The organism is Micromonospora sp. CNZ285 (genome assembly GCF_004637285.1).
The window spans coordinates 1,862,502-1,883,125 of the sequence record NZ_SPQD01000001.1 but is presented as its reverse complement, the minus strand read 5'-3'; the positions used below and the strand labels follow the sequence as shown (position 1 = coordinate 1,883,125).

Genomic DNA, 20,624 nt, shown 5'->3' with positions numbered 1-20,624 from the left:
CCCGCACGCGGCGCCGACCAGGCGTGACGCGGCACCGTGCTGACACGACGAGGCGGCCGGCCGCCGGGAGGACGACGACCGGCCGCGCTACGCCACGGTCAGCTCAGGGTGACCGCGGTGTCGTCGACGACGAAGGACGTCTGCAACGAGCTGTCCTCCACGCCGCTGAACGAGATGGTCGCCGTGGTGCCCGCGAGCGACGAGATGTCGAAGGACCGCTGCACGTAGCCGGTGGCCTTGTTCAGGTTGGAGTACGTGGCCAGCGTGGTGCTGCCCGCCTTGACGGTGAGCTTGTCGTACGCGGTGCTGGTGGTCGACTCCGCGCTGTCGATGTGCAGCCAGAAGCTCAACGTCGCCCGGCATCCCGCCGGAATCGTCACCGACTGGCTGAGCGTGTCGGTGTGCGACGAGCCGTACCCGTCCAGCCACGCCTTGTACGAGCCGCCGTGCGCGGCCTGACCGCTGTCGGTGGTGATGACGCCGGACGAGGCGCTCCAGTTCACGTTGCCCGACTCGAAGCCCGGGTTGGCGAGCTTGTTGCCGGAGCAGCCGCCCGACGGCGGGGTGGTCGTGGTGCTCGGGGTGGGCGTCGGGGTGCCGCCGGAGCAGGTCGGGTCACCGGACTGGGCCGGCACGCTCACCGCGTCCCAGGCCGCCTTGACCGTGTTGAACTCCGCGCAGCTGCCCGGGTAGAGGTTCTTCGCCGCCTGCAGCGTCCAGGTGCGGTACTTCAGGTACGACGAGGACGAGGTCTTCAGCAGCATGCCGTTGTACATGATCTTCATGGCCTTCTGGATGCCCAGGCCGGTCACGCTGCTGCCGTTGCAGGTCGAGCTGGACGGCTGCCCGTTGGTCGGGCTGCTGCCGTTGGCGAGCAGGTAGAACCAGTGGTTGCCCGGGCCGGCCGCGGCGTGCACCTCGGTCGACGGGATGCTGCTGGAGTAGCAGTTCGGGTCGCCGAGCGCCGACGGGTTGTACATGTTGCGGATCGGGCCGGAGCCGACCAGGTTGATCTTCTCGCCGACCAGGAAGTCCGGCGCGTCGTAGCTGGACGGCTCGTTGGCGAACCACTCGGTGGCCGCGCCGAACGTGTCGGCCACGAACTCCTGAGTGCCGCCGCCGGAGATGCCGCCGGGGGTGTTGTCGTCGATGCCGTGGCCGATCTCGTGCGCCACCACGTCCAGCGAGCCGATCCACTGGCCGGCGGTGTTCTTGCCGATCTGCACCTGGCTGCCGTCGTAGTAGGCGTTCTGGTCGTTGAGGCCCACCCGGATCGGCCAGTAGCCGCCGTTGCCGTTGGCGCCGTTACGGCCCAGCCACTGGGCGAGCATCTTGTGCTCGGTCTGCGCGGAGAACAGCGCGTCCACGCAGCCGGTCTCCTTGTTGGTGGCGGTGCCGTTGCCCCACACGTCGTCGGAGCCGCTGAACGTGGTGTTGTTCGCCGCGTCCTGGCAGCTCAGGTTGGTGACGGTCGGGTCCTTCATGGTGTACGTGGAGCCCGACTGGGTGGTGTTGAGCGTGAGCGGGCTGGGCCCGTTCCAGGCGCCGGTGCCGGTGCCGCGGACGACGTGCTCCTGCTTGCGCAGGACCGCGCCGGTGCGGGCGTCGACGTCGACGGTGAGCCGGCTGGGGCCGTCCGCGCCGGTGCCGCGAACAGTGGTCTCCCAGGCCAGCGCCGGTGCGGCGCCGAGCGTGTAGACCACGAGCGTGGTGCCCTCGACCGCGTTCACGGTCTTGAGCTGGGCACGCGCCGTCTTCGCGGCGGCGGCCGGGGTCAGCGCGGGCGTGGTGGCGAGGGCGCCGATGGGCCGCTGCTGGGCGACCGAGGCGTACTTCAGGTTGCCGGCCGAGTCCGTGGCGAGCACGAAGTCGCCGCCGACCACCGGGAGGCCCTTGTAGGTGCGCTCGTAGGGCACGTACTGGGTGCCCTCGGAGGAGATGACCGGCTTCTGGACGAACGCGTCGTCGGAGCCGGCCTGCAGGTAGGCGGGGCGGTTCGCGACCAGGGCGCGGGCGGAGTCGGCGGCGGTCGCGCGGGCCTGCGCCGGGTTCGGGGCGGCGGGTCCGGGTGGCGCGGCCTGCACGGCGGCGGCGGTTCCTGCGGCGAGCAGGCCGGCCGCGGCCGCGCCGGTGAGCGCGGCGAGGCGAGGTGAGAGTTTCACGGGGGTTTGCTCCTGTTCTACAGGCGCGCCGCACGGAGCCCGGTGGGGACGGGCGGCGCGGTGGTGCGAGGCAGGGTGACGGCCGGTCACCGGAGCTGCCGGCGTGGCTCCGGGTCGACAGATCGACCGTCGCGATTCGCCGGGGGTCGGCGGCTCGCTGGTGCACAATCACACGCCGCGCGAGCCCGGAGCAATAAGTGACCTGGGCAACCACTGACAGTCGGGCGTGTCGCCGCGCGCGTCGATTCAGGCAACCATGATCTTCAATAGGCCCTGATCAGGGCGAACATCGCCGACGATGGATGAACGCCGGTGCAAATTGCGGACGTTGCCGCTGTGTGCGAATGGCGCGCATAGACGCGAGGCCGCCGCCCGCGCGGCCGGACGGCGGCCGAGCCGCCGCCCGGGCGGCTCAGCGCGGGCCGCGGGTCCGCGTCGGCGACACGGTGGGCAGCGGTGGCAGCGACGGCGTCAGCGTCGGCCGCGAGGTCGGCCGCCCGGTCGGGTCCGGGCTCGGGCTCGACGAGGACGGGCTGGGGCTCGGCGACTCCGACGGCGTCGGCGCGGCGGTGGTCGGCGGCGGCGCCGACCGCGTCGGCTCCGGGGTCTCGCCGGGGAACGTCGGCTGACCGAAGCGGTACTTCTCCGGGTCGAGCTTCATCGCCGCGGTGGCCCGCGTCATGAACTGCCGCCAGATCGGCGCGGCGCCGGTCGAGCCGTACACCTCGTAGCTGCCGCCCCTGGTCCGCAGCGGCTTGCCGTCGGTGGTGCCCAGCCAGACGGCCGAGGCGAGCGCGCCGGTCCAGCCCACCATCCAGGTGTGCACGTTCTGCGTGGTGCTCTGCCCGGCCTGCCAGGTGCCGGTCTTGCCGGCGGAGTCCCAGCCGTTGCCCAGCTCGGCGGCCCGCACGCGGCGCAGCGTCCAGTCGAGCTGGTCGATCGCCTCCCGGTCCAGGCCCAGATCCGTCGTACGGAGCTGCTCGGTCCACACGTCCTCGTCGTCCTTGCTCACCGACCGGACGAAGTGCGCGTCGGCACGCTTGCCGCCCGCGGCGAACGTGGCCATCCCGTTGGCGTGGTCCTGCACGGTGATGCCGTACTGCCCGATCCCGACCTCGGTGGAGAACCGCTTCGCCACCTCGTCGGCCGGGTCGCTGCGCAGGTCGACGCGTTGCGGCCGGGGATTGCCCCGCACCGTCTCCCACATCGACTCCACGCCGGCCTGCCGCGCCGTCTCGATCACCTTGGCGGTGCCCAGCTTCTCGGTCAGCTCGAAGTAGGTCACGTTCAGCGAGGCGACGGTGGCCTCCCAGAGCGCGCAGTCCGGCTGGCAGGGCGCGTGCTCGGCGTTGCGGATCGGCCCCGCCGCGCTGCCCCTGGTGCGCCCCGAGGCGGGGAACTCCTTGGTGTCCGGCGAGTCGAACCGCTGCTTCACCGAGATCCCGTCGCGGACGGCCGCGGCCAGGTCGTACACCTTGAACGACGACCCCGGCGGATGCTGACCGAACCCGCGGGTCTCGCCGTTCTCGTCGTAGTACCAGCCGGCGTAGTCCGCGCCCGAGCCCTTGTCGCCGCCGTAGTAGCCGAGCACCCGGCCGGTGCCCGGCTCCACCGCCACCAGCGCCGCCTGCCAGTTGCTCGGCTGGCCGCGGACCGCCTGCGGCGCGGTGTCGCGCCGGATGTCCGCCGCCGCCTCGGCCGCGTCCTGCACCCGCTTGTCGATGGTGGTGACGATCCGGTAGCCGCCGTCGCGGATCACCTCGTCGGGCTTGCCGCGGAACGGCTCGGTCTCGCGCAGCTCGGCGAGCACGTGGTTGACCACCAGGCCGGTCGGCCGGTCCAGGTCGGACCGGCCCGCGTCCTTGTCGATCGGCCGGACCGTGTCCGGGTACGCGAGGTCCGCCGCCTGCTGCGGCGTCAGGTAGCCGAGCTTGACCATGCCGTCGCGGATGTAGTTCCACCTGTCGATCGAGTTCTGCCGGGCCAGCGCGTTGCGGCGCGGGTCGTAGCCGGGCGAGCCCTCCGGGTCGGCCGGGTCCGCCTCCGGCTGCTTCACCATCGCGCAGAGCACCATCGCCTCGGCCGGCGTGAGCTGCCGCGCGGCCGGCGCGTCCCGGCGTACCGTCTTGCCGAAGTACGTCTGCGCGGCCGCCTCGATGCCGTACGCGCCCCGCCCGAACGGCACCGTGTTCAGGTAGAAACCGAGGATCTCCTCCTTGGAGTACGCGTCGTCGAGCTTCCACGCGATCACCGCCTCGCGCAGCTTGCGGGAGTAGGTGACCCCGCGCAGGTCCGCGGCGATGCGCGCGTACTGCTGGGTGAGGGTGGACGCGCCCTGCCGCTGCCCGCCGCTGATGTTGGCCCAGGCCGCCCGCAGCACACCCTTGACGTCGATGCCCTGGTTCGTCCAGAACGTACGGTCCTCGGCCGCCACGATCGCCTGCTTCGCCGAGTCGTTCATCTCGTCGTACGGCACGATGGTGCGGTTCTGCGCGCCCAGCTTCGCCATCGGCGTGCGGCCGTCGGCGTAGTAGACGGTGGTGGACTCGGGCAGCTTCAGGTCGCTGGGCGTCGGCACGCTGTCGAAGTAGTAGCCGCCGGCGACCAGCCCGCAGCCGGCCAGCAGCGTGCAGACCGCGAGGACGACAAGCAGACGCCGCCGCTTGCGCCGCGGGCGCACCGGTGCCGCGCGGCCCGGTTCCGGGGTGGATCCGCTGTTCCGCACGCGTTACCTCCGACTGCTCGGCTGAGTCGTGCCCGGCTCGCAGGCTAACCGAGCAGCGCCGGCGGCACCGGCCGAAGAACCCGGACGGTGTGGCGTGCTCCGGGCCGGGGCGCACGGGCGCCGCCCCGGCCCGGAGGACTCACCCGGTCAGCGCGCCGCCCACCCGGCGGCGCGGCCGTCGCGTTCCCGGCGGGCGGCCCGGCGGGTCCGCCACCTGTCGTTGCCGCCGGCGTGGAACGGCGCCGACCGCCACAACGACCGCACCGGTGTGCCGTCGGGGGCGGCGAACGTCTCCCGCTCGGCGTAGCCGTGCCGCCGCAGCAGCTCCTCCGCCTGCTCACCGGCGCACGGATGCGCGTACGTGGGCAGGCTCAACGTGTCCATCCGGCGCTGCGCCGCGGACAGCGCCTGCGTCGCGCCGCCCCGGGGCGCGGCCAGCAGCGCCAGATGGTTGTGCGGCTCGGCCGGACGGCGTGCCGCCAGCTCCACGCCGAGGCGGCGGAACCGGTCCTCGTCCGGCCCGGCGGCGCCGGCGAGCCGGTCGGCGTACCGGTGGGGGGCGGGGATCGGGCGGTAGCGGTGGAACCACACGGTGGCGGCGCTGCCGTCGGGCAGCAGGAACGCGTCGCCGAACAGCAACGCGTGTTCGGTCCAGATCCGCGCCACGGCGGCGAGGACCGGCAGGCGGCGGGACGTGTCGGGGACGAGCCAGGCGGCCAGCGCGGTGGGCGCGAGGGCCTCGGCGACGAGATCGGCGATGCGGCCGATGTCGCACCATCGGGCGCGTACGACGGGCAGGGCTGTGCTCATGAACGAACTCCTGTTGTGCAGGCGTGATCGGGTCGGTTGCGGGCGCCGGACGGCGCCGCCGCGGCATGCGGCAGTCGGGCGGGACACGCCCGTGTTCCGGATCGGAGGTGGTGCCTGTGGAGTCCGCTCAGGCGGGTCTGGTGCCGGGGCGCGACGTGCGCGACGGCGGCAGCGGCTCGGCCGTCGGCCGTGCGTACCGGTGGGCCAGGGTCGGCAGCCGCCAGCGGTTCGCGTCCGCGTCGGCCGCCTCGCTGTGCACCGTGCCGCCGCCGTGGCTGAGGCCGTGCGGCGGCAGCGGCACGGCGGGCGTGGTCGTGACGTGCACCGCCGGACCGACGGCCGCCGGTGCCCGGCTCTGTGCCGGGTCGGCCCACCGCGTGCCGACGACGGTGAGGGTGCGCGCCGCCGGGGCGGCGAGGACCGGACCGCCGAGGCGGGGCGGTGTGTCGTGCGCACGCTCGGCAGCGGGCGTCGCGGCCGGGTCGGCCGGATGGGACGGCTCGGCCGGCCGGCCCGGATCGACCGGCCCGGGCTCGCCGGGTGCCGGAGGTGATCCGGGTTCCGGCGCGGCCGGCGGGTCGAGCAGATCGGTCACCGGGCTGAGCGGGCCGAGCACCGGTGCCAGCGGGTCGAGCACCGGTTCCAGGCCCCGCCAGACCGGGCCGAGGATCGGGCGCAGCGGCTCCACGACCGGCGACAGCAGGTCCGCCACCGGGTCGAGCACGCCCGCCTTCACCGGGTCGGTGACCGGGCTCAGGCCCTCGGCGACCGGCGTGAGCACGCGGTCGCGTACCGGGTCGGTGACCGGGCGCAGGACGTCGGTGACGGGCGTGAGCACGTGGTCGTGTACCGGCGTCACCACCGCCTCGACCACCCGGCCGGTGACCGGCGCCGCGGGGGCCGGCTGCGCCTTCGGCCGGCCGGTGCCGGACGCAGGCGTGCCGGACGCGGGCGTGTCCGGCTTCGGCGCGGTCGCGTCGGGTGCGGGCACCGGCGCGGTGGAGCCGGAGGCAGGCGCGGGTGCGGCGGGGTCGGGAGCAGGCGCGGCGGGCGTCGCCGGCTCCGCCGCGGCGTCGCCGGACCCGGCGGGGATCGCCTCGCCGGTTCCGGACGCGGGCAGGCCGAGCACCGTCCCGAGCGTGTGGGTGAGCACCCCGACGGTGGCGGTGAGCGGGCCGGACGGACGTTCGGTGGCGTGGGCGGCCGAGCCGGAGGCGGCCTCGTGGGCACCCCAGACCACAGCCACGCCGCCGAGCAGCAGGCCGAGGCGCAGCGTGCAGCGCGCCACCCACCCGGCCTGTCTCGACATTCCACACCTTTCGCACCCGTACCCGGCGGCACGGATCGACGCCCCGCACTGTACCGAACGTGGCGGCCCGGGCACAGTACGCCGCCGAGGGGTGTCGGGCGCGTCGCGCGCAGGCGTGGGATCCGCGGCGTCCGGGTACCAGCCGGGCCATGGACACGCGTACGGCCGAACGCCCGGACACCACCCCCGCACCCGCCGCGCCCCCGGCCGGTGTGGTCGCCGTCGTCGCCCACCGGAAGAAGACGTTCGGGGGAGGGCTCGACGAGCTGCGCTCCCGGCTCGTCGCCGCCGGGGTCGGGCGGCTGCTCTGGTACGAGGTGCCGAAGAGCCGCAAGGCACCCGAGCGGGTCCGCGCGGCGCTGGACGAGGGCGCCGAGCTGGTGCTGGTGTGGGGCGGCGACGGCATGGTGCAGCGGTGCGCCGACGCGCTCGCGGGCAGCGGCGTGCCGATGGGCATCCTGCCCGCCGGCACGGCCAACCTGTTCGCGGTGAACCTGGGCATCCCGGTGGACCTGCCGGAGGCGGTACGCATCGCGCTGCACGGCCGCCGGCGCGAGCTGGACCTGGGCCGGATCAACGGCGAGCACTTCGCCGTGATGGCCGGCGCCGGGTTCGACGGCGACCTGATCCGTGACGCCGACCGGCAGCTCAAGGGCCGGTTCGGCCGGATCGCGTACGTCTGGACCGGGCTGCGGCACGTGCGCGGCGAGTGCGTACGGACCCGGATCCGGGTCGACGGCGCCGACTGGTTCGACGACGAGGCGAGCTGCGTGCTGTTCGGCAACGTCGGCACCATCACCGGCGGCATCCCGGCCTTCGACGACGCCCGCCCGGACGACGGGGCCCTGGAGGTCGGCGTGTCCACCGCCAGCGGCGCGGTGGACTGGGCGCGCACGCTGGGCCGGATGGCCGCCGGGCGCTCCGAGGAGTCGCCGTTCGTGCGGATCACCCGGGGCCGCAAGATCAGGGTGCGGTTCGACGTGCCGAAGACGTACGAGCTGGACGGCGGCGCCCGGGGCAAGGCGAAACGACTCAAGGTCAAGGTGGTGCCGGGCGCGCTGACCGTGTGCAGTCCCGACCCGGCGGACTGACCGCGCCCGGGCCGGGGCAGGATGCCGGAATGCACGACGACATCCGCGACTACCTGGCCGAAGTGGTCCGCCGCTCCCGGGACGTGCTCGGTGACGACCTGGTCGGCGCCTACGCCGCCGGGTCGGTCGGGCTGGGCGCGTACCAGCCGGGCCGCAGCGACGTGGACGTGGCGCTGGTGGCCGCCGGGCCGATGCCGGAGCCGGACAAGCGCCTGCTCGTGGACCGGCTGCGGCACCTGTCGCTGCCCTGCCCGGCACGCGGCCTGGAACTGGTCGTCTACCGCCGCGACGTGGCCGCCTCCGGCACCCCGGAGCCGGGCTTCGAGGTCGAGCTGAACACCGGCGCGGCCATGCCGTTTCGCGCCACCTACGACCCGGCCGACCGGCCCGCCGCCGACGGGCGGTTCTGGTACGCGCTGGACCGCAGCATCCTGCGCCAGTCCGGCCGGACGCTGCTCGGCCCGCCCGCCGCTGACGTGTTCGCCGACCCGTCCCCGGAGGCGCTGCGGGCGCTGCTCGCCGACGCGCTGCGCTGGTGGCTGGCGCTGCCCACGCCACCCGGCGACGAACCGGCCCCCGGCGCGGAGGACGCGGTGCTCGGCGCCTGCCGGTCGCTGGTGCGCAGCCGCGACGGGGTCTGGCTGGGCAAGGTCGACGCCGGGCTGCGGGTGGCCGCCGACGACCCGGACGCCGCGCTGATCCGGGCCTCGATCGAGGCCCGCCGCGGCGGCACGCCGCCGTCCGGCCCGGCCGCCCGCGCGTTCCAGCGGCGGGTGCTGGACCGGATCACCGCGCGGTGAGCCCCGCCGTGCGTGACTACTGTGAGCCGGGGGAGGTGCGGTGATCATGACGGAGCTGAGCGCGTCCACGCGGGCCGGACTGGAGTCGGTGGTGCCCGGCGGCGTGGCGACCCGGGCCGCGGACCGGCTGCGGATGGCCCACGACGCCTCGCACTACCTGCTGCACCCCGGCGCGGTGATCACGCCGGCCGACGCCGCTCAGGTGGCCGCGCTGCTGGCGTACGGCGCCCGCACCGGCACCCCGCTGACGTTCCGCTCCGGCGGCACCAGCCTCAGCGGCCAGGCCGTCACCGACCGGCTGCTCGTCGACGTGCGGCGGCACTTCCGCGACCTGACGGTCCTCGACGACGGGCGGCGGGTACGGGTGCAGCCCGGGGTGGTGCTGCGGCAGGTGAACGCGCGCCTCGCGCCGTACGGCCGCAAGCTCGGCCCCGACCCGGCCAGCGAGTCCGCCTGCACGGTCGGCGGCGTGGTCGCCAACAACTCCAGCGGCATGACCTGCGGAACCGAGTTCAACACGTACCGGACGCTGGAGTCGCTGGTCCTCGCGCTGCCCAGCGGCACCGTGCTGGACACCGGCGCCCCGGACGCCGACGCCCGGCTGCGCGCCGCCGAACCGGCCCTGCACGCCGGGCTGCTGCGGCTGCGCGACCGGGTACGCGGCAACCCGGACTCGGTGCGCCGCATCCGCGCCCAGTACGCCATGAAGAACACCATGGGGTACGGCGTGAACGCGTTCCTCGACCACGACGACCCGGCCGACCTGCTCACCCGGCTCGTGGTGGGCAGCGAGGGCACGCTCGCGTTCGTCGCCTCGGCGACGTTCCGCACCGTACCCGTGCACCGGCACGCCGCGACCGGCCTGCTGGTGTTCGACTCGCTCGGCGCGGCGATGGCCGCCATGCCGGCGCTGGTGGCCGCCGGGCCGGCGGCGATCGAGCTGCTCGACGCCGCCGCCCTTCGCGTCGCCCAGCGCGACCCGAAGGCGGACGCCGCGCTGCGCGGCCTGGCCGTGCGCGGGCACGCCGCGCTGCTCGCCGAGTGGCAGGAGTCCGACCCGGCGGCGCTCGCCGACCGGGTCGCGGACGCCGGACCGGTGCTGGCCGGCCTGCCGCTGAGCGCCCCGGCGCGGCTCAGCGGTGAGCCGGCCGCCCGCGCCGCGCTGTGGCACATCCGCAAGGGCCTGTACGCGGCGGTGGCGGGCGCCCGCCCGTCCGGCACCACAGCGCTGCTGGAGGACATCGCCGTCCCGGTCGAGGCGCTCGCCGGCACCTGCGCGTCGCTCGCCGAGCTGTTCGAGCGGCACCGGTACGCCGACAGCGTCATCTTCGGCCACGCCAAGGACGGCAACCTGCACTTCATGCTCAACGAGCGGTTCGACGGCGGTGAGGCCCCGGCGCGCTACGCCGACTTCACCGACGAGATGGTCGACCTGGTGCTCGGCCACGGCGGCACGCTCAAGGCCGAGCACGGCACCGGCCGGGTGATGGCGCCGTACGTGCGCCGCCAGTTCGGCGACGAGCTGTACGAGGTGATGCGCGAGCTGAAGACGCTCTGCGACCCGGACGGCGTGTTGAACCCGGGCGTGCTGCTCAGCGACGATCCGGAGATCCACATGCGGCACCTCAAGACCGTGCCGGCGGTGGAGGAGGAGGTCGATCGCTGCGTCGAGTGCGGCTACTGCGAGCCGGTCTGCCCCAGCCGCGACCTCACCACCACGCCCCGGCAGCGCATCGTGCTGCGCCGGGAGATCGCCGCCGCGCAGGCCGCCGGAGACACCGCGCTGGCACGGGAGCTGACCGACGACTACGACTACGACGCGGTGCAGACCTGCGCGGTCGACGGCATGTGCGCCACCGCCTGCCCGGTGCTGATCAACACCGGTGACCTGGTCAAGCGGGTGCGCGCGCAGGAGCACGGCCGGACGGCGGAAACCGCCTGGCGCGGGGCGGCCCGCCGCTGGGGCGCCACCACCCGGGGCATGGCCCGGGGACTCGACCTGGCCGGGGCGCTGCCGCCCGCGCTGCCCGAGGCCGCCACCCGGGCCGCCCGCGCGGTGCTCGGCGCGGACCGGGTGCCGCGGTGGCAGCGGGACCTGCCGCGCGGCGGCACCCCGCGCCGCCCCCACCCGGCCGACGACCCGGACGCGGTGTTCGTGCCGTCCTGCCTGGGCACGCTGTTCGCCCCGGCGCAGGGTGGCACCGGCGTCGCCGCCGCGCTGCTCACGCTCGCCGAGCGGGCCGGCGTACGCCTGCTCGTGCCGGACGGCATCGGTGACCTGTGCTGCGGCACCCCCTGGTCCTCCAAGGGCCTCGTCGACGGCTACCGGGCGGTGCGCGACCGCGTGCCGCCGGTGCTGCGCGCCGCGAGCCGCGACGGCGCGCTGCCCGTGGTCAGCGACGCCGCGTCCTGCACCGAGGGCTTCGAACGGCTGCTTGACGGCGCCGGGGACCTGCGGGTCGTCGACGCGGTCGCGTACGCCGCCGGCACGCTGCTGCCCCGGCTGACGGTGCGCCGCCGGATCGGTTCGCTCGCGCTGCACCCGACCTGCTCGTCGGTCCGGCTCGGCCTGGACGACGCGCTGCTCACCGTGGCCCGCGCGGTCGCCGACGAGGTGGTGGTCCCGGAGGGCTGGCAGTGCTGCGGCTTCGCCGGCGACCGAGGACTGCTGCATCCGGAGCTGACCGCGTCGGCAACCCGGGCCGAGGCCGCCGCCGTCGCGGCGCGGCCCTTCGACGGGTACGCCTCGGTGAACCGTACCTGCGAGATCGGGCTGGCGCGGGCCACCGGGCAGCCGTACCGGCACCTGCTGGAGCTGCTGGCCGAGGTGACCGCGTGATGCGCAGCTGGCGGCTCGCCGCGCTGATGCTGGTCGTCGGCGTGGCGGTGGCCGCCGGCCAGGACACGCCGGTGTCGGCGGCGGTGGGGTTCCTCGCGTTCGCCGCGCTGGCGGCGCTCTTCTCACCGCTGGCGTTCCCCCGGTCGCTGACCTCGGCGCAGGCGCGTCGGCGCAGCGCGGACGACGGCCGGCCGGTGATCTACTGGCGGCCCGGCTGCACGTACTGCCTGCGGCTGCGTCTCCGGCTGGGCGGGCGGGCCCGGCGGGCGTACTGGGTGGACATCTGGCGCGACCCGGAGGCCGCCGCCGCCGTCCGGGCGGTGACCGGCGGCGACGAGACGGTCCCCACCGTGGTGCTGCCGGACGGGGCGGTCGTCAACCCCGACCCGGGATGGTTGCGGGCGCGGCTGCGAGCCTGACCGGGCGAACCCCGGCACGGGACGGCCCGGCGGGCATACCGTGCCAGAGGGGCGTCACGGACGGTGCCCGCGGAGGGGGAACGATGTCGGCCGGGATGCTGTCGGGGCGGGTCGCTGTGGTCACCGGCGCGGCGCGGGGGATCGGCCGGGCCGCGGCGGTGGCGCTGGCCGAGGCCGGCGCGGACGTGGCCGGGATGGACGTCGCCGGGCCGGTCAGCCCGATCCTGGATTTCCCGCCCGCCACGCCGGAGGATCTGGCCGAGACCGGGCGCCGGGTGACGGCGGCGGGCGCCCGGTGGTCGGCGCACGTGGCCGACCAGCGCGACATCGGCGCGGTACGCGCTGTCGCCGAGGCGGTGCAACGGGAGCACGGCGGCGTGGACGTGCTGTTCGCCAACGCCGGCATCCAGGCGTTCGCGCCGCTGCTGGAGATGACCGACCAGCACTGGCACGACCAGATCGACGTGAACCTCACCGGCGCCGCCAACGTGCTGCGGGTCTTCGCACCGCTGCTGGTACGCCGCGGCGGCGGCCGGATCGTGGTCACGTCGTCCACCCAGGGGCAGCACGGCACCACGAACGGGTCCGCGTACTCGGCGTCGAAGTGGGGACTGATCGGGCTGGTCAAGTCCGCCGCGCTGGAACTCGGGCCGCACGGCGTGACCGTGAACGCGGTCATCCCGGGGCTGGTCGACACCGCGCTGACCCGGCACCGGGACCGCTACGTGCAGGCGCTCGTCGAGGCGGGGAAGCCGGCCTCCGGTGACCTCGCCGAGGTGGAGGACGCCGCGATTGCGGCGCTGCGGTCGAAGACGCCGCTGGGCGTGCCGTGGGTGGAGCCGGAGGACGTGGCTCCGCTTGTGGTGTTCCTCGCCTCCGACGCCGCGCGGATGGTCAGCGGCACGTCCTTCGCCGCGACCGCCGGCGACAGCGCCCACGTGACCGCCTGACCCCGCCGGGCTGCCGCCGCCGGCGGTCCTGGCTAGGCTCGGGCGATGCATCGATCGAGGTTGTACGCCCTGATCATCGACGCGCCGCGGGACGAGGCGGGGGAGTCCGCCGCGTTCTGGTCCGCCGCGCTCGGCTCGGAGCTGCGCACCGATCCGGCCGAACCGGAGTTCACCGGCCTGGCCGACGTGGTGCCCGGGCTGGTCACCGCCGTCCAGTCGGTCGACGACGCGCCCCGCCACCACCTCGACATCGAGACCGACGACGTGGCCGCCGAGGTCGAGCGGCTGCGCGGCCTCGGCGCCACGCCGGTGTCCCGCTGGCTCGACTGCCACGTGCTGCGCGCGCCGGGCGGGCACCTGCTCTGCGTCATCCCGGTGGCCAGCGACAGCGAGGTGTTCGAGGCCACCGCGACCCGCTGGCCGTGAACCGGCAGGCACGAGCCGGCGCCCCGGCCATGCGGGCCGGGGCGCCGGAACCGTGGGTCAGGAGCCGTACGGCAGCGTGACCGTCGAGGCGTTGCCGACACCGAGGATCGTGGGTGCGCCACCGATGGCGTTCCACACCTCGACGCGTACCGTGCCGCCGGACAGGTTGCCCAGCGTGCCGGTGGACGAGAGCAGGCCCTGGGTCTGCCGGTACCGCTCCGCGCCCGGGATCGGGTCGGTGGCGAAGTACCGGTAGGTCTCCACCCGCTCGACGCTGCCGTTTCCGGTCAGGTCGTAGGAGACCCGGATCTGGACGCCGTTGCCGACCGCGGTGCCGGCGTCGACGGCCAGGTCGAAGGCGGTCGCCCCGCCGGTGTACGTGCCGGTCAGCCCGGTGGCGGTGAACACCTGCGGGTTGGTCGGCGTGCCGTCGTGGTTGCCGTTCGCCGCCGCCACGTTCACCGTGCCGGCGGTGCCGGCGGTGCCGTCCAGCCCGCCGCCGGACCGCAGGTACCGGACCGGCTTCAGCGGGCCGCCCGTACCCGTCGGGCTGGGGCTCGCGGAGGTCGGCGTGGGACTCGCGGTGGTCGGCGTCGGGGTCGGGGTCGGGGTGGGCGTCGTGGTGGGCGGGGGACCGGTCGGCACGGTGCCGCCGCCGGTGGCGTTGCCGCCGCTCCACGTGTACGCACCGGACGTGGCCGTCTTCCCGGCCGGCACGGCGAGCGTGACACCGGTGGTGAACGTGACAGTCAGCGGCCGGGCGGTGATGTTCGACGCCACGTAGGTGCGGGCGCCGTTCTTGACGAACACCTTCGCCAGCGGGTGGTTCGCGGTCACAGTGGTGTCCACGGTGCCGAGCGCGGCCAGGTTGCGGATCCAGTGGAACGTGTGCGCCTTGCTCTCACCCTCCTCGCTGGTGAACCCGCTGTTGGCGCGGAAGTTGCGCAACGCCTGCTCACCGTCGCCGAGGGCCAGGAACTCCCAGACGATGTCCTGCCACACGGTCGGCGGGCCGCCCTTGTTGGTGACCAGCTCGGCGTAGTTGGCCTTGACGTACTCCGGGAAGTCGCCCAGGTAGAGGTGACCGCCGGTGATCGGCAGCATGTTGATGCCCTGGATCATCTCCGGCGCCGCGGAGAACCAGGTCGAGTACGACCCGCCGTCCCCCCACACCATGCCGACCGTCTTGTGCCCGAACGCGGACGGGAAGTTCTGGTCGTACACGTCGAACCAGTACTCGGAGATCGCCGCGGACTGGGTGGTCCACAGGTAGACCCCGGCGTCGCGGACGGCGGTGTCGCCGGTGGCCTGGCCCCACTGGATCAGCGCGTTGGCGAAGTTCATCCCCTCCGACGAGGACTCCTGGTTGTTGCCGGCGAAGAACGGCGCCAGCCCGGAGGCCCAGTCGTGCCCGGCGTAGATGTCGAAGTCCCGCAGGTAGGGGAAGCGGCTGTCGGCTCGGTCGTAGTTGTTGGCGTCGCGGATGAGCAGGTCGACCATGCCGCCGTAGCGGCTGTCGTCGGCCCAGCCCGGGTCGAACTTGGCGAGCGTGGCGGCGGCCGCGATGAAGTAGCCGTAGTGGAAGTGGTGGTCGTTGAGGTCCTCGTCGGAGCCGTACGAGGCCGGGTAGCCGATCAGCGTGCCCCAGTTGCGGTCGTAGTAGAACAGCTGGCCGGTCTCGCCGGAGCCGGCGGTGAGCCAGTTGGTCAGCCGGTTCCGCATCGCGGTCAGCGCCGCGTCGCGGACCGACGTCTGCCCGAGCTGGTCGGCGATCTCGGCGATCCGGGCGGCCCGGCCGAGTCCCTTGCCGGCCCAGTAGGTGTCGGTGCCGCTGACGCCCTCCGGGTTGCCCTGCTCGGCGTTGAGGTAGCCGGTGACGGTGGACAGGTCCGCGCCGCTGGAGTCGCCCACGGCGGGCACCTCGGGCAGGACGCCGGTGAAGCGCATCGTGGTGGTGAACGACGGCACGCCGGTGAGCACCCGCATGGCGCCGCGCGCCGAGACGTACGTCTGGCCGATCGGGGTGGCGCCGGTGAGGCTGCGCCACTGGTGCGGGTAGAGCGCCACCACGGTCTTCGTCTCGCTGCCCTCGCGGGGCGTGGTGGTGAACGCGTACGTGGTGCGTACCGTGCCGGCGGACGGGTCGTAGGCGTAGCTCATCCGGGTGCCGGTGACGTGGGCGTGGGCGTACCGGGCGTAGATGTCGGCCAGTGCGGCCCGGTCGCCGCCGCCGGGCAGCACCGCGACCGAGAAGTACCCCTTGCCGGCCAGGGTCGAGCTGATGCCGGTGCCGCTGACGGTCCAGGTCGCGCCGGTCGGGGCGTACGCGACGTAGTCGTGGCCCCGGACGGTGAAGCCGATGGTGGCGCCGGAGTTGCGCCAGACGGTCGGCGTCCCGGCGGTGGTGAGCTGGGCGGTGCCGCCGCTGACCGTGTAGTAGCTGAACGGCAGGCCGTGGCCGATGGTGGCGCGCATGGTGCGGCTGCCGTCGCTCCAGTCGGCGGTGACCGTCCAGTCGGTCCACCCGGCGGCCTTGACCACCGGCGCGGACAGTCCGGGCATCCCGACGCGGACGTCCTCGGTGTACGGGTAGTGGAACTCGCCGACGCCGGTCGCGGTGCCGCTGATCGCCGGCGTGGTGGTGTAGGACAGGCCGAGCCCGTTGTTCTCGGCCTTGGCCGCCAGCGGGTGGGCGTGCAGGACCTCGCTGCCCGTGCAGTTGTTGCGCTTCCAGATCAGCGACGACCACCAGTCGTTGGTGGGGATGGCGCCGGCGGGCGCGTCGGCGGTGGTGAAGACGCGCGGGTTGGTGCTGATCGCGCCGCAGCCCTTGGGCAGCAGGGCGCCGGCCGGCCGCGTCTCGGTGTAGCTGCCCGCGCCGACGGCGCCGGCGGTGGCCGTGCCGCCACCGGCGACCACGACGCCCAGCAGGCCGGCGGCGAGCACTGACGCGGCGACGAGGGCGGTCGCCCGCAGGCCGCGCCGGCGGGCCGGGGACGGGGCGGGCGGGGCCGGGGGTACGGGGTCGGGGGAGAAGTCCCGCAGGAGGGTCATGGAGGTCCCCTTCACGAGGAGAAGGCGGGGTACGGAGTGGTGGTCCGGCAGTCGTGAGAGCGCTCTCTTGGGAAGGGACATTAAGGTTTGGGTTACGGATCCGTCAATGTCTTGTTACCAAAGAGAGCGCTCTCCCGTGCTCGCGGCGTACCCTCCGGCCCTCCGTGAAGCGCGCTGACCAGCCGCGACGGGACGCGAAAGCGCCGCCCCGGGCCGAGGCGGCCGGGGCGGCGCGAGGAGCCGCGTGCCTACGCTGAGTCAGGCGGCGGTGGCCGCGAGGCTCCGTGCGCCGGTCCGCGCCGCGCCAGTGCCCGGCTCACCCGCGGCACCGGCCTGAGCGGCGCCCGGCTGCCCGTCGCCCGGCTGCCCGGCGGCGACCGGCCGCGGCGCGGCGGACTGCCGCGGCGTCCGGGCGGCGCTCAGCCCCGCCTGCGCGTTGTTCCACGCCGCGCACGGCCACGCCGCCCCGGCGCAGCTCGGGCTGGCGCAGACGCGCTCGTCGTCCGGCTGGTGCGCGTCGGCCACCGCGGCGGCCAGATCCCACAGCAGCGGATCGGTCACCTCCGCGGGGCGGTCGGCGACGCGGTCTGTGCTGGCTTCGGACATGATTCGGTCCCCCTGTCGTGAACGGCCCCCACCTGTTTCCGGAAACCGCCCGGGCCAAACCTGCGCCCGCCCAGGCGCGGACATAGGCTGACCGGCGTGGCGAGGTACTACGACCTGCATCCGGACAACCCCCAGCCCCGCGTGATCCGGCAGGTGGTGGACCTGCTGCGCGCCGACGGGGTGATCGCCTACCCGACCGACTCCTGCTACGCGCTCGGCTGCCGGATCGGCAACCGCGACGGCGTGGAGCGGATCCGGGACATCCGGCGGCTCGACGACCGGCACCCGTTCACGCTGATGTGCGCCGACTTCGCCCAGCTCGGCCAGTTCGTCAAGCTCAGCAACGCGGTCTTCCGGCAGGTGAAGTCCGTCATCCCGGGCAGCTACACGTTCCTGCTCCCGGCCACCGCCGAGGTGCCGCGCCGGTTGCAGGACCCGCGGCGGCGGGTGGTCGGCGCGCGCGTACCCCGGCACACGGTGACCCAGGCGCTGCTCGCCGAACTCGGCGAGCCGCTGCTGACCAGCACGCTGCTGCTGCCCGGCGAGGACGAGCCGATGACCCAGGGCTGGGAGATCAAGGAGCGGCTCGACCACCTCGTCGACGCGGTGGTCGACGCCGGGGACTGCGGGCTGGAGCCGACCACCGTGGTCGACCTGTCCGGCCCGGAGCCGGAGATCCTGCGCCGCGGGGCCGGAGACCCGTCCCGCTTCGAGTAGCGATCACCGATTCCGTCCCGCCCGGCCGCCGCCGTAGGGCACCGTGATTCCCGGCGAACGGTGACGGGGGTACGGCGTGGAAGCACTCGTGCTGATCACGGTGCTGGGCGCCACAGTGCTCGTCGGCACCACGATCGGCGGTCGCTACAGCGTCGCGCCGCCGGTCCTGCTGATCGCCATGGGCGCGCTGATCGGCCTGCTGTCGCCGTTCGACAACCTGATCCTCGAACCCGAGGTCGTGCTGCTGCTGTTCCTCCCGGCGATCCTCTACCGGGAGAGCCTGGTCATCAGCCTCCGCGAGATCCGGGCCAACCTCACGGTGATCGTCGGGCTCGCCGTCGTGCTGGTGATCGTCACGATGGTCGCCGTCGCGTACACCGCGCAGGCCCTCGGTGTGCAGCCGGCCGCCGCGTGGGTGCTCGGCGCGGTCCTGGCCCCGACCGACGCCGCCGCGGTGGCCGGTCTGGCCAAGCGGATGCCGCGCGGCATCCTCACCACGCTGCGCGCGGAGAGCCTGGTCAACGACGGTACGGCGCTCGTGCTGTTCGCCGTGGCCGCCGGCGTGGTAGCGGGCGGGACGGTGCCCGGAGCGCTGACGCTCACTGGCGAGTTCGTCGGCAAATCGGCCGGCGGGGTGGCCGCCGGTTTGCTCGTCGGCGCGGTCGTGGTGCTGATCCGCAAACACGTCGACGACCCGATGCGCGAGGGCGGGCTGAGCATCCTCACCCCGTTCGTCGCGTTCCTGCTCGCCGACGCGGTGCACGCCAGCGGCGTGCTCGCGGTGGTGGTGTCCGGGCTGCTGCTGTCCTACGCCGCGCCCCGGGTGATCCGGGCCCGTTCCCGGGTCACCGCGTTCGCGTTCTGGGACCTGTCCACCTTCATGGTCAACGGTGGCCTGTTCGTGCTGCTCGGTACGCAGGTGCCGCGCTCGCTGCGCAGCATCACCAGCCACTCGCCGGCCGCGTCGCTCGGCATCGCGGTGCTCGTCGCCCTGGTCGTGGTGGTGATCCGGCTGGTCTGGGTGCACCTGTCGGTGTCGGCGCTGCAACGGGTGGACCGGCGCGAGTCGAGCCGCGCGCGGCACTTCGACGGCCGGATGCGTACCGCGGTGGGCTGGGCCGGGTTCCGCGGCGCCGTCTCGCTCGCCGCCGCGCTCGCCGTGCCGGTCACCATGCACGACGGCAGCACCGTGCGCGAACGGGACCTGATCATCTTCGTGACCGTGGTGGTGATCGTGCTGATCATGCTGGTGCAGGGCACCACCCTTCCCGCGGTCGTGAGCTGGGCCGGCCTGACGGGCGACCGGGAACGCGACGACGAGGTGCGCTGGGCCCGGATCCGGGCCACCGAGGCCGCCCTGGAGGCGCTGCCCCGGGCCGCCGGCGACGTGGGCGCCACGCAGGACACGGTGGACCGGCTGCGCGCCGACTACGAGGAGCACTTGGCCGCCGCCCGCGACCCGGACGCCGAGGAGGCGGACGGGGAACGGGAGATGGCCCGCCGGCTGCGGCTGCGGGTGCTCGACCACAAGCGGCAGGAGATCACCCGGCTGCGCAACACCAGGCAGATCGACGACGTGGTGCTGCGGCAGCTCCAGGCGGCCATCGACATCGAGGAGATCCGGCTGCTCGGGCCGGAGATGGAGGAGTGAACCGCCGCCGCCCGCGCCGGACGTGCAGCGCGGGCGGCGGGCGGCTCAGCGCGCGTCGACAGCGACAGCGGTGTACGGGGTGGTCGGCGTCGGCGGGGTGGTGAACCGGCCGTTCGGCAGGTAGAGCCGCCCGAGCGCGGCGGCGACGGTGGTCGGCACGTCGAAGCCCGGGTCGGTGATGACGCCGCGCGCGACGCCGGCCGTGCCGGAGCGGTTCAGGTCGACCACGGCGACCTGGTTGAGGAAATTCTGCACCACGTACAGCGTGCGGCCGAGCAGCAGCAGGCCGTCGCCGTTGAGGAACGTGGCGCCCGGCACGTCGACGGCTGTGGTGACGCCGGTCGCCGGGTCCACCCGGAACAGCGTGCCGGTGTTCGACTGCACGACGATCAGTGCGCGTCCGTCGGGCGTGGGCGCGATGCCGTTGAGGTTGACGCCGGTGCCGGTCTGCTGGAAGTCGCCGGTCAGCGGCAGCGTGGTGAAGCCGTCGGCGGGCGGCAGCGTGCCACCGCGTCCCAGCGGCAGGCGGTACAGCACCGGCCGGTTCGAGTCGGTGAACCAGGCGGCGTCGCGGGTGAGCGCCACGTCGTTGACGAACGTCGGCGCCTCGGCGAACCGGTAGCGGCCGAGCACGGCGCCGGTGCGCGTGTCGATCACCCGGGCGTCACCGGCGGTGCCACCGGCCACGAACAGCCGGCCGCGCGGGTCGACCTTCAGGCCGAGCGACGGGGTGCCGGTGGCGGGGCTGACCTGCCGGCCCGCGCCGGTGATCAGGTCGGCGCGGTAGATCTCGCCGGTGGCCCGTGAGCCGAACCAGGCGTACCGGCCGGCGGCGGCGACGCCCTCCGGCTGGAAGCCGTCCGGCAGCGCGATGACCGTGGGACGGCGGTCGTGGGCAGCGGCGGCGGAGGTCGGCGCGGCGGTGGTGACGAGGGTGGCGGCCAGGGCGACGCCGAGGGTGGTCCTGATGCGTCGGTTCACTGTGGTCCTTCCGGGCGAAACGGTGGAACAGGACCTACCCCACTGTACGGTCGTCGACTGGTGCCCGCCGGGGACGCGACCCGG

At 74.4% G+C, this 20,624-nt stretch carries 15 protein-coding genes; 8 read left to right on the top strand and 7 right to left on the bottom strand.

The genetic code is table 11. The features are described from left to right. Positions 1-98: 98 nt before the first annotated feature. The 4 genes from CLT75_RS08690 to CLT75_RS08675 all read right to left on the bottom strand — a co-directional run bounded on the left by CLT75_RS08690 (position 99) and on the right by CLT75_RS08675 (position 7,006). Positions 99-2,162 (bottom strand): M4 family metallopeptidase, encoded by a 2,064-nt coding sequence (locus CLT75_RS08690; protein ID WP_135240319.1) that lies wholly within the window; start codon positions 2,160-2,162, stop codon positions 99-101. A gap of 412 nt (positions 2,163-2,574) precedes the next feature. Continuing rightward, the gene (locus CLT75_RS08685) at positions 2,575-4,887 is read right to left on the bottom strand and encodes a transglycosylase domain-containing protein (protein ID WP_135240318.1); all 2,313 of its coding nucleotides are present in this window, start codon (positions 4,885-4,887) and stop codon (positions 2,575-2,577) included. Positions 4,888-5,034: 147 nt separating this feature from the next. Further along, positions 5,035-5,697, bottom strand: coding sequence for a hypothetical protein (locus CLT75_RS08680; RefSeq protein ID WP_135240317.1), 663 nt, complete (start codon positions 5,695-5,697; stop codon positions 5,035-5,037). 127 nt (positions 5,698-5,824) lie between these two features. After that, positions 5,825-7,006, bottom strand: a complete 1,182-nt coding sequence (locus CLT75_RS08675; RefSeq protein ID WP_486485096.1) for a hypothetical protein — start codon at positions 7,004-7,006, stop codon at positions 5,825-5,827. Between the two features lie 149 nt (positions 7,007-7,155). On the opposite strand from CLT75_RS08675, the gene CLT75_RS08670 reads away from it, so the two are divergent. The 6 genes from CLT75_RS08670 (at position 7,156) to CLT75_RS08645 (ending at position 13,531) form a co-directional block, all read left to right on the top strand. Continuing rightward, positions 7,156-8,097, top strand: a complete 942-nt coding sequence (locus tag CLT75_RS08670; RefSeq protein WP_135240316.1) for a diacylglycerol kinase family protein — start codon at positions 7,156-7,158, stop codon at positions 8,095-8,097. 29 nt (positions 8,098-8,126) lie between these two features. Continuing rightward, a complete protein-coding gene (locus tag CLT75_RS08665; RefSeq protein WP_135240315.1) occupies positions 8,127-8,897 on the top strand; it encodes a nucleotidyltransferase domain-containing protein in 771 nt (256 codons plus the stop codon). Positions 8,898-8,943: 46 nt separating this feature from the next. Next, a complete protein-coding gene (locus CLT75_RS08660) occupies positions 8,944-11,736 on the top strand; it encodes an FAD-binding and (Fe-S)-binding domain-containing protein (protein WP_135240314.1) in 2,793 nt (930 codons plus the stop codon). Then, on the top strand, positions 11,736-12,155 hold the full coding sequence (locus tag CLT75_RS08655; RefSeq protein WP_135240313.1) for a glutaredoxin domain-containing protein: 420 nt from the start codon (positions 11,736-11,738) through the stop codon (positions 12,153-12,155). The genes CLT75_RS08660 and CLT75_RS08655 overlap by 1 nt, the downstream gene beginning before the upstream one ends. An 83-nt stretch (positions 12,156-12,238) precedes the next feature. After that, a complete protein-coding gene (locus CLT75_RS08650) occupies positions 12,239-13,105 on the top strand; it encodes an SDR family oxidoreductase (RefSeq protein ID WP_135240312.1) in 867 nt (288 codons plus the stop codon). 45 nt (positions 13,106-13,150) lie between these two features. After that, the gene (locus CLT75_RS08645) at positions 13,151-13,531 is read left to right on the top strand and encodes a VOC family protein (protein WP_135240311.1); all 381 of its coding nucleotides are present in this window, start codon (positions 13,151-13,153) and stop codon (positions 13,529-13,531) included. 57 nt (positions 13,532-13,588) lie between these two features. On the opposite strand, the gene CLT75_RS08640 is transcribed toward CLT75_RS08645, so the two are convergent. Beyond that, a complete protein-coding gene (locus tag CLT75_RS08640) occupies positions 13,589-16,585 on the bottom strand; it encodes a glycosyl hydrolase (protein ID WP_135240310.1) in 2,997 nt (998 codons plus the stop codon). Positions 16,586-16,843: 258 nt separating this feature from the next. Further along, on the bottom strand, positions 16,844-17,191 hold the full coding sequence (locus tag CLT75_RS08635; RefSeq protein WP_135240309.1) for a hypothetical protein: 348 nt from the start codon (positions 17,189-17,191) through the stop codon (positions 16,844-16,846). Between the two features lie 96 nt (positions 17,192-17,287). Between CLT75_RS08635 and CLT75_RS08630 the strand changes: the two genes are divergently transcribed. Together CLT75_RS08630 and CLT75_RS08625 are read left to right on the top strand one after the other, a co-directional pair. Next, a complete protein-coding gene (locus tag CLT75_RS08630) occupies positions 17,288-17,908 on the top strand; it encodes an L-threonylcarbamoyladenylate synthase (protein WP_135240308.1) in 621 nt (206 codons plus the stop codon). A gap of 76 nt (positions 17,909-17,984) precedes the next feature. Continuing rightward, a complete protein-coding gene (locus CLT75_RS08625; RefSeq protein ID WP_486485095.1) occupies positions 17,985-19,559 on the top strand; it encodes a Na+/H+ antiporter in 1,575 nt (524 codons plus the stop codon). A gap of 45 nt (positions 19,560-19,604) precedes the next feature. Here the strand turns inward: CLT75_RS08625 and CLT75_RS08620 are convergent, their stop codons facing one another. Then, the gene (locus CLT75_RS08620; RefSeq protein WP_135240307.1) at positions 19,605-20,540 is read right to left on the bottom strand and encodes an SMP-30/gluconolactonase/LRE family protein; all 936 of its coding nucleotides are present in this window, start codon (positions 20,538-20,540) and stop codon (positions 19,605-19,607) included. Between the last annotated feature and the right edge of the window lie 84 nt (positions 20,541-20,624).

Bases quoted from the DNA above. Each gene is read 5' to 3' on its own strand.
- CLT75_RS08645 (WP_135240311.1), top strand. From the start codon at position 13,151: ATGCATCGATCGAGGTTGTACGCCCTGATCATCGACGCGCCGCGGGAC.
- CLT75_RS08665 (WP_135240315.1), top strand. From the start codon at position 8,127: ATGCACGACGACATCCGCGACTACCTGGCCGAAGTGGTCCGCCGCTCC.
- CLT75_RS08670 (WP_135240316.1), top strand. From the start codon at position 7,156: ATGGACACGCGTACGGCCGAACGCCCGGACACCACCCCCGCACCCGCC.
- CLT75_RS08660 (WP_135240314.1), top strand. From the start codon at position 8,944: ATGACGGAGCTGAGCGCGTCCACGCGGGCCGGACTGGAGTCGGTGGTG.
- CLT75_RS08635 (WP_135240309.1), bottom strand. From the start codon at position 17,191: ATGTCCGAAGCCAGCACAGACCGCGTCGCCGACCGCCCCGCGGAGGTG.
- CLT75_RS08640 (WP_135240310.1), bottom strand. From the start codon at position 16,585: ATGACCCTCCTGCGGGACTTCTCCCCCGACCCCGTACCCCCGGCCCCG.
- CLT75_RS08655 (WP_135240313.1), top strand. From the start codon at position 11,736: ATGCGCAGCTGGCGGCTCGCCGCGCTGATGCTGGTCGTCGGCGTGGCG.
- CLT75_RS08680 (WP_135240317.1), bottom strand. From the start codon at position 5,697: ATGAGCACAGCCCTGCCCGTCGTACGCGCCCGATGGTGCGACATCGGC.
- CLT75_RS08675 (WP_486485096.1), bottom strand. From the start codon at position 7,006: ATGTCGAGACAGGCCGGGTGGGTGGCGCGCTGCACGCTGCGCCTCGGC.
- CLT75_RS08650 (WP_135240312.1), top strand. From the start codon at position 12,239: ATGTCGGCCGGGATGCTGTCGGGGCGGGTCGCTGTGGTCACCGGCGCG.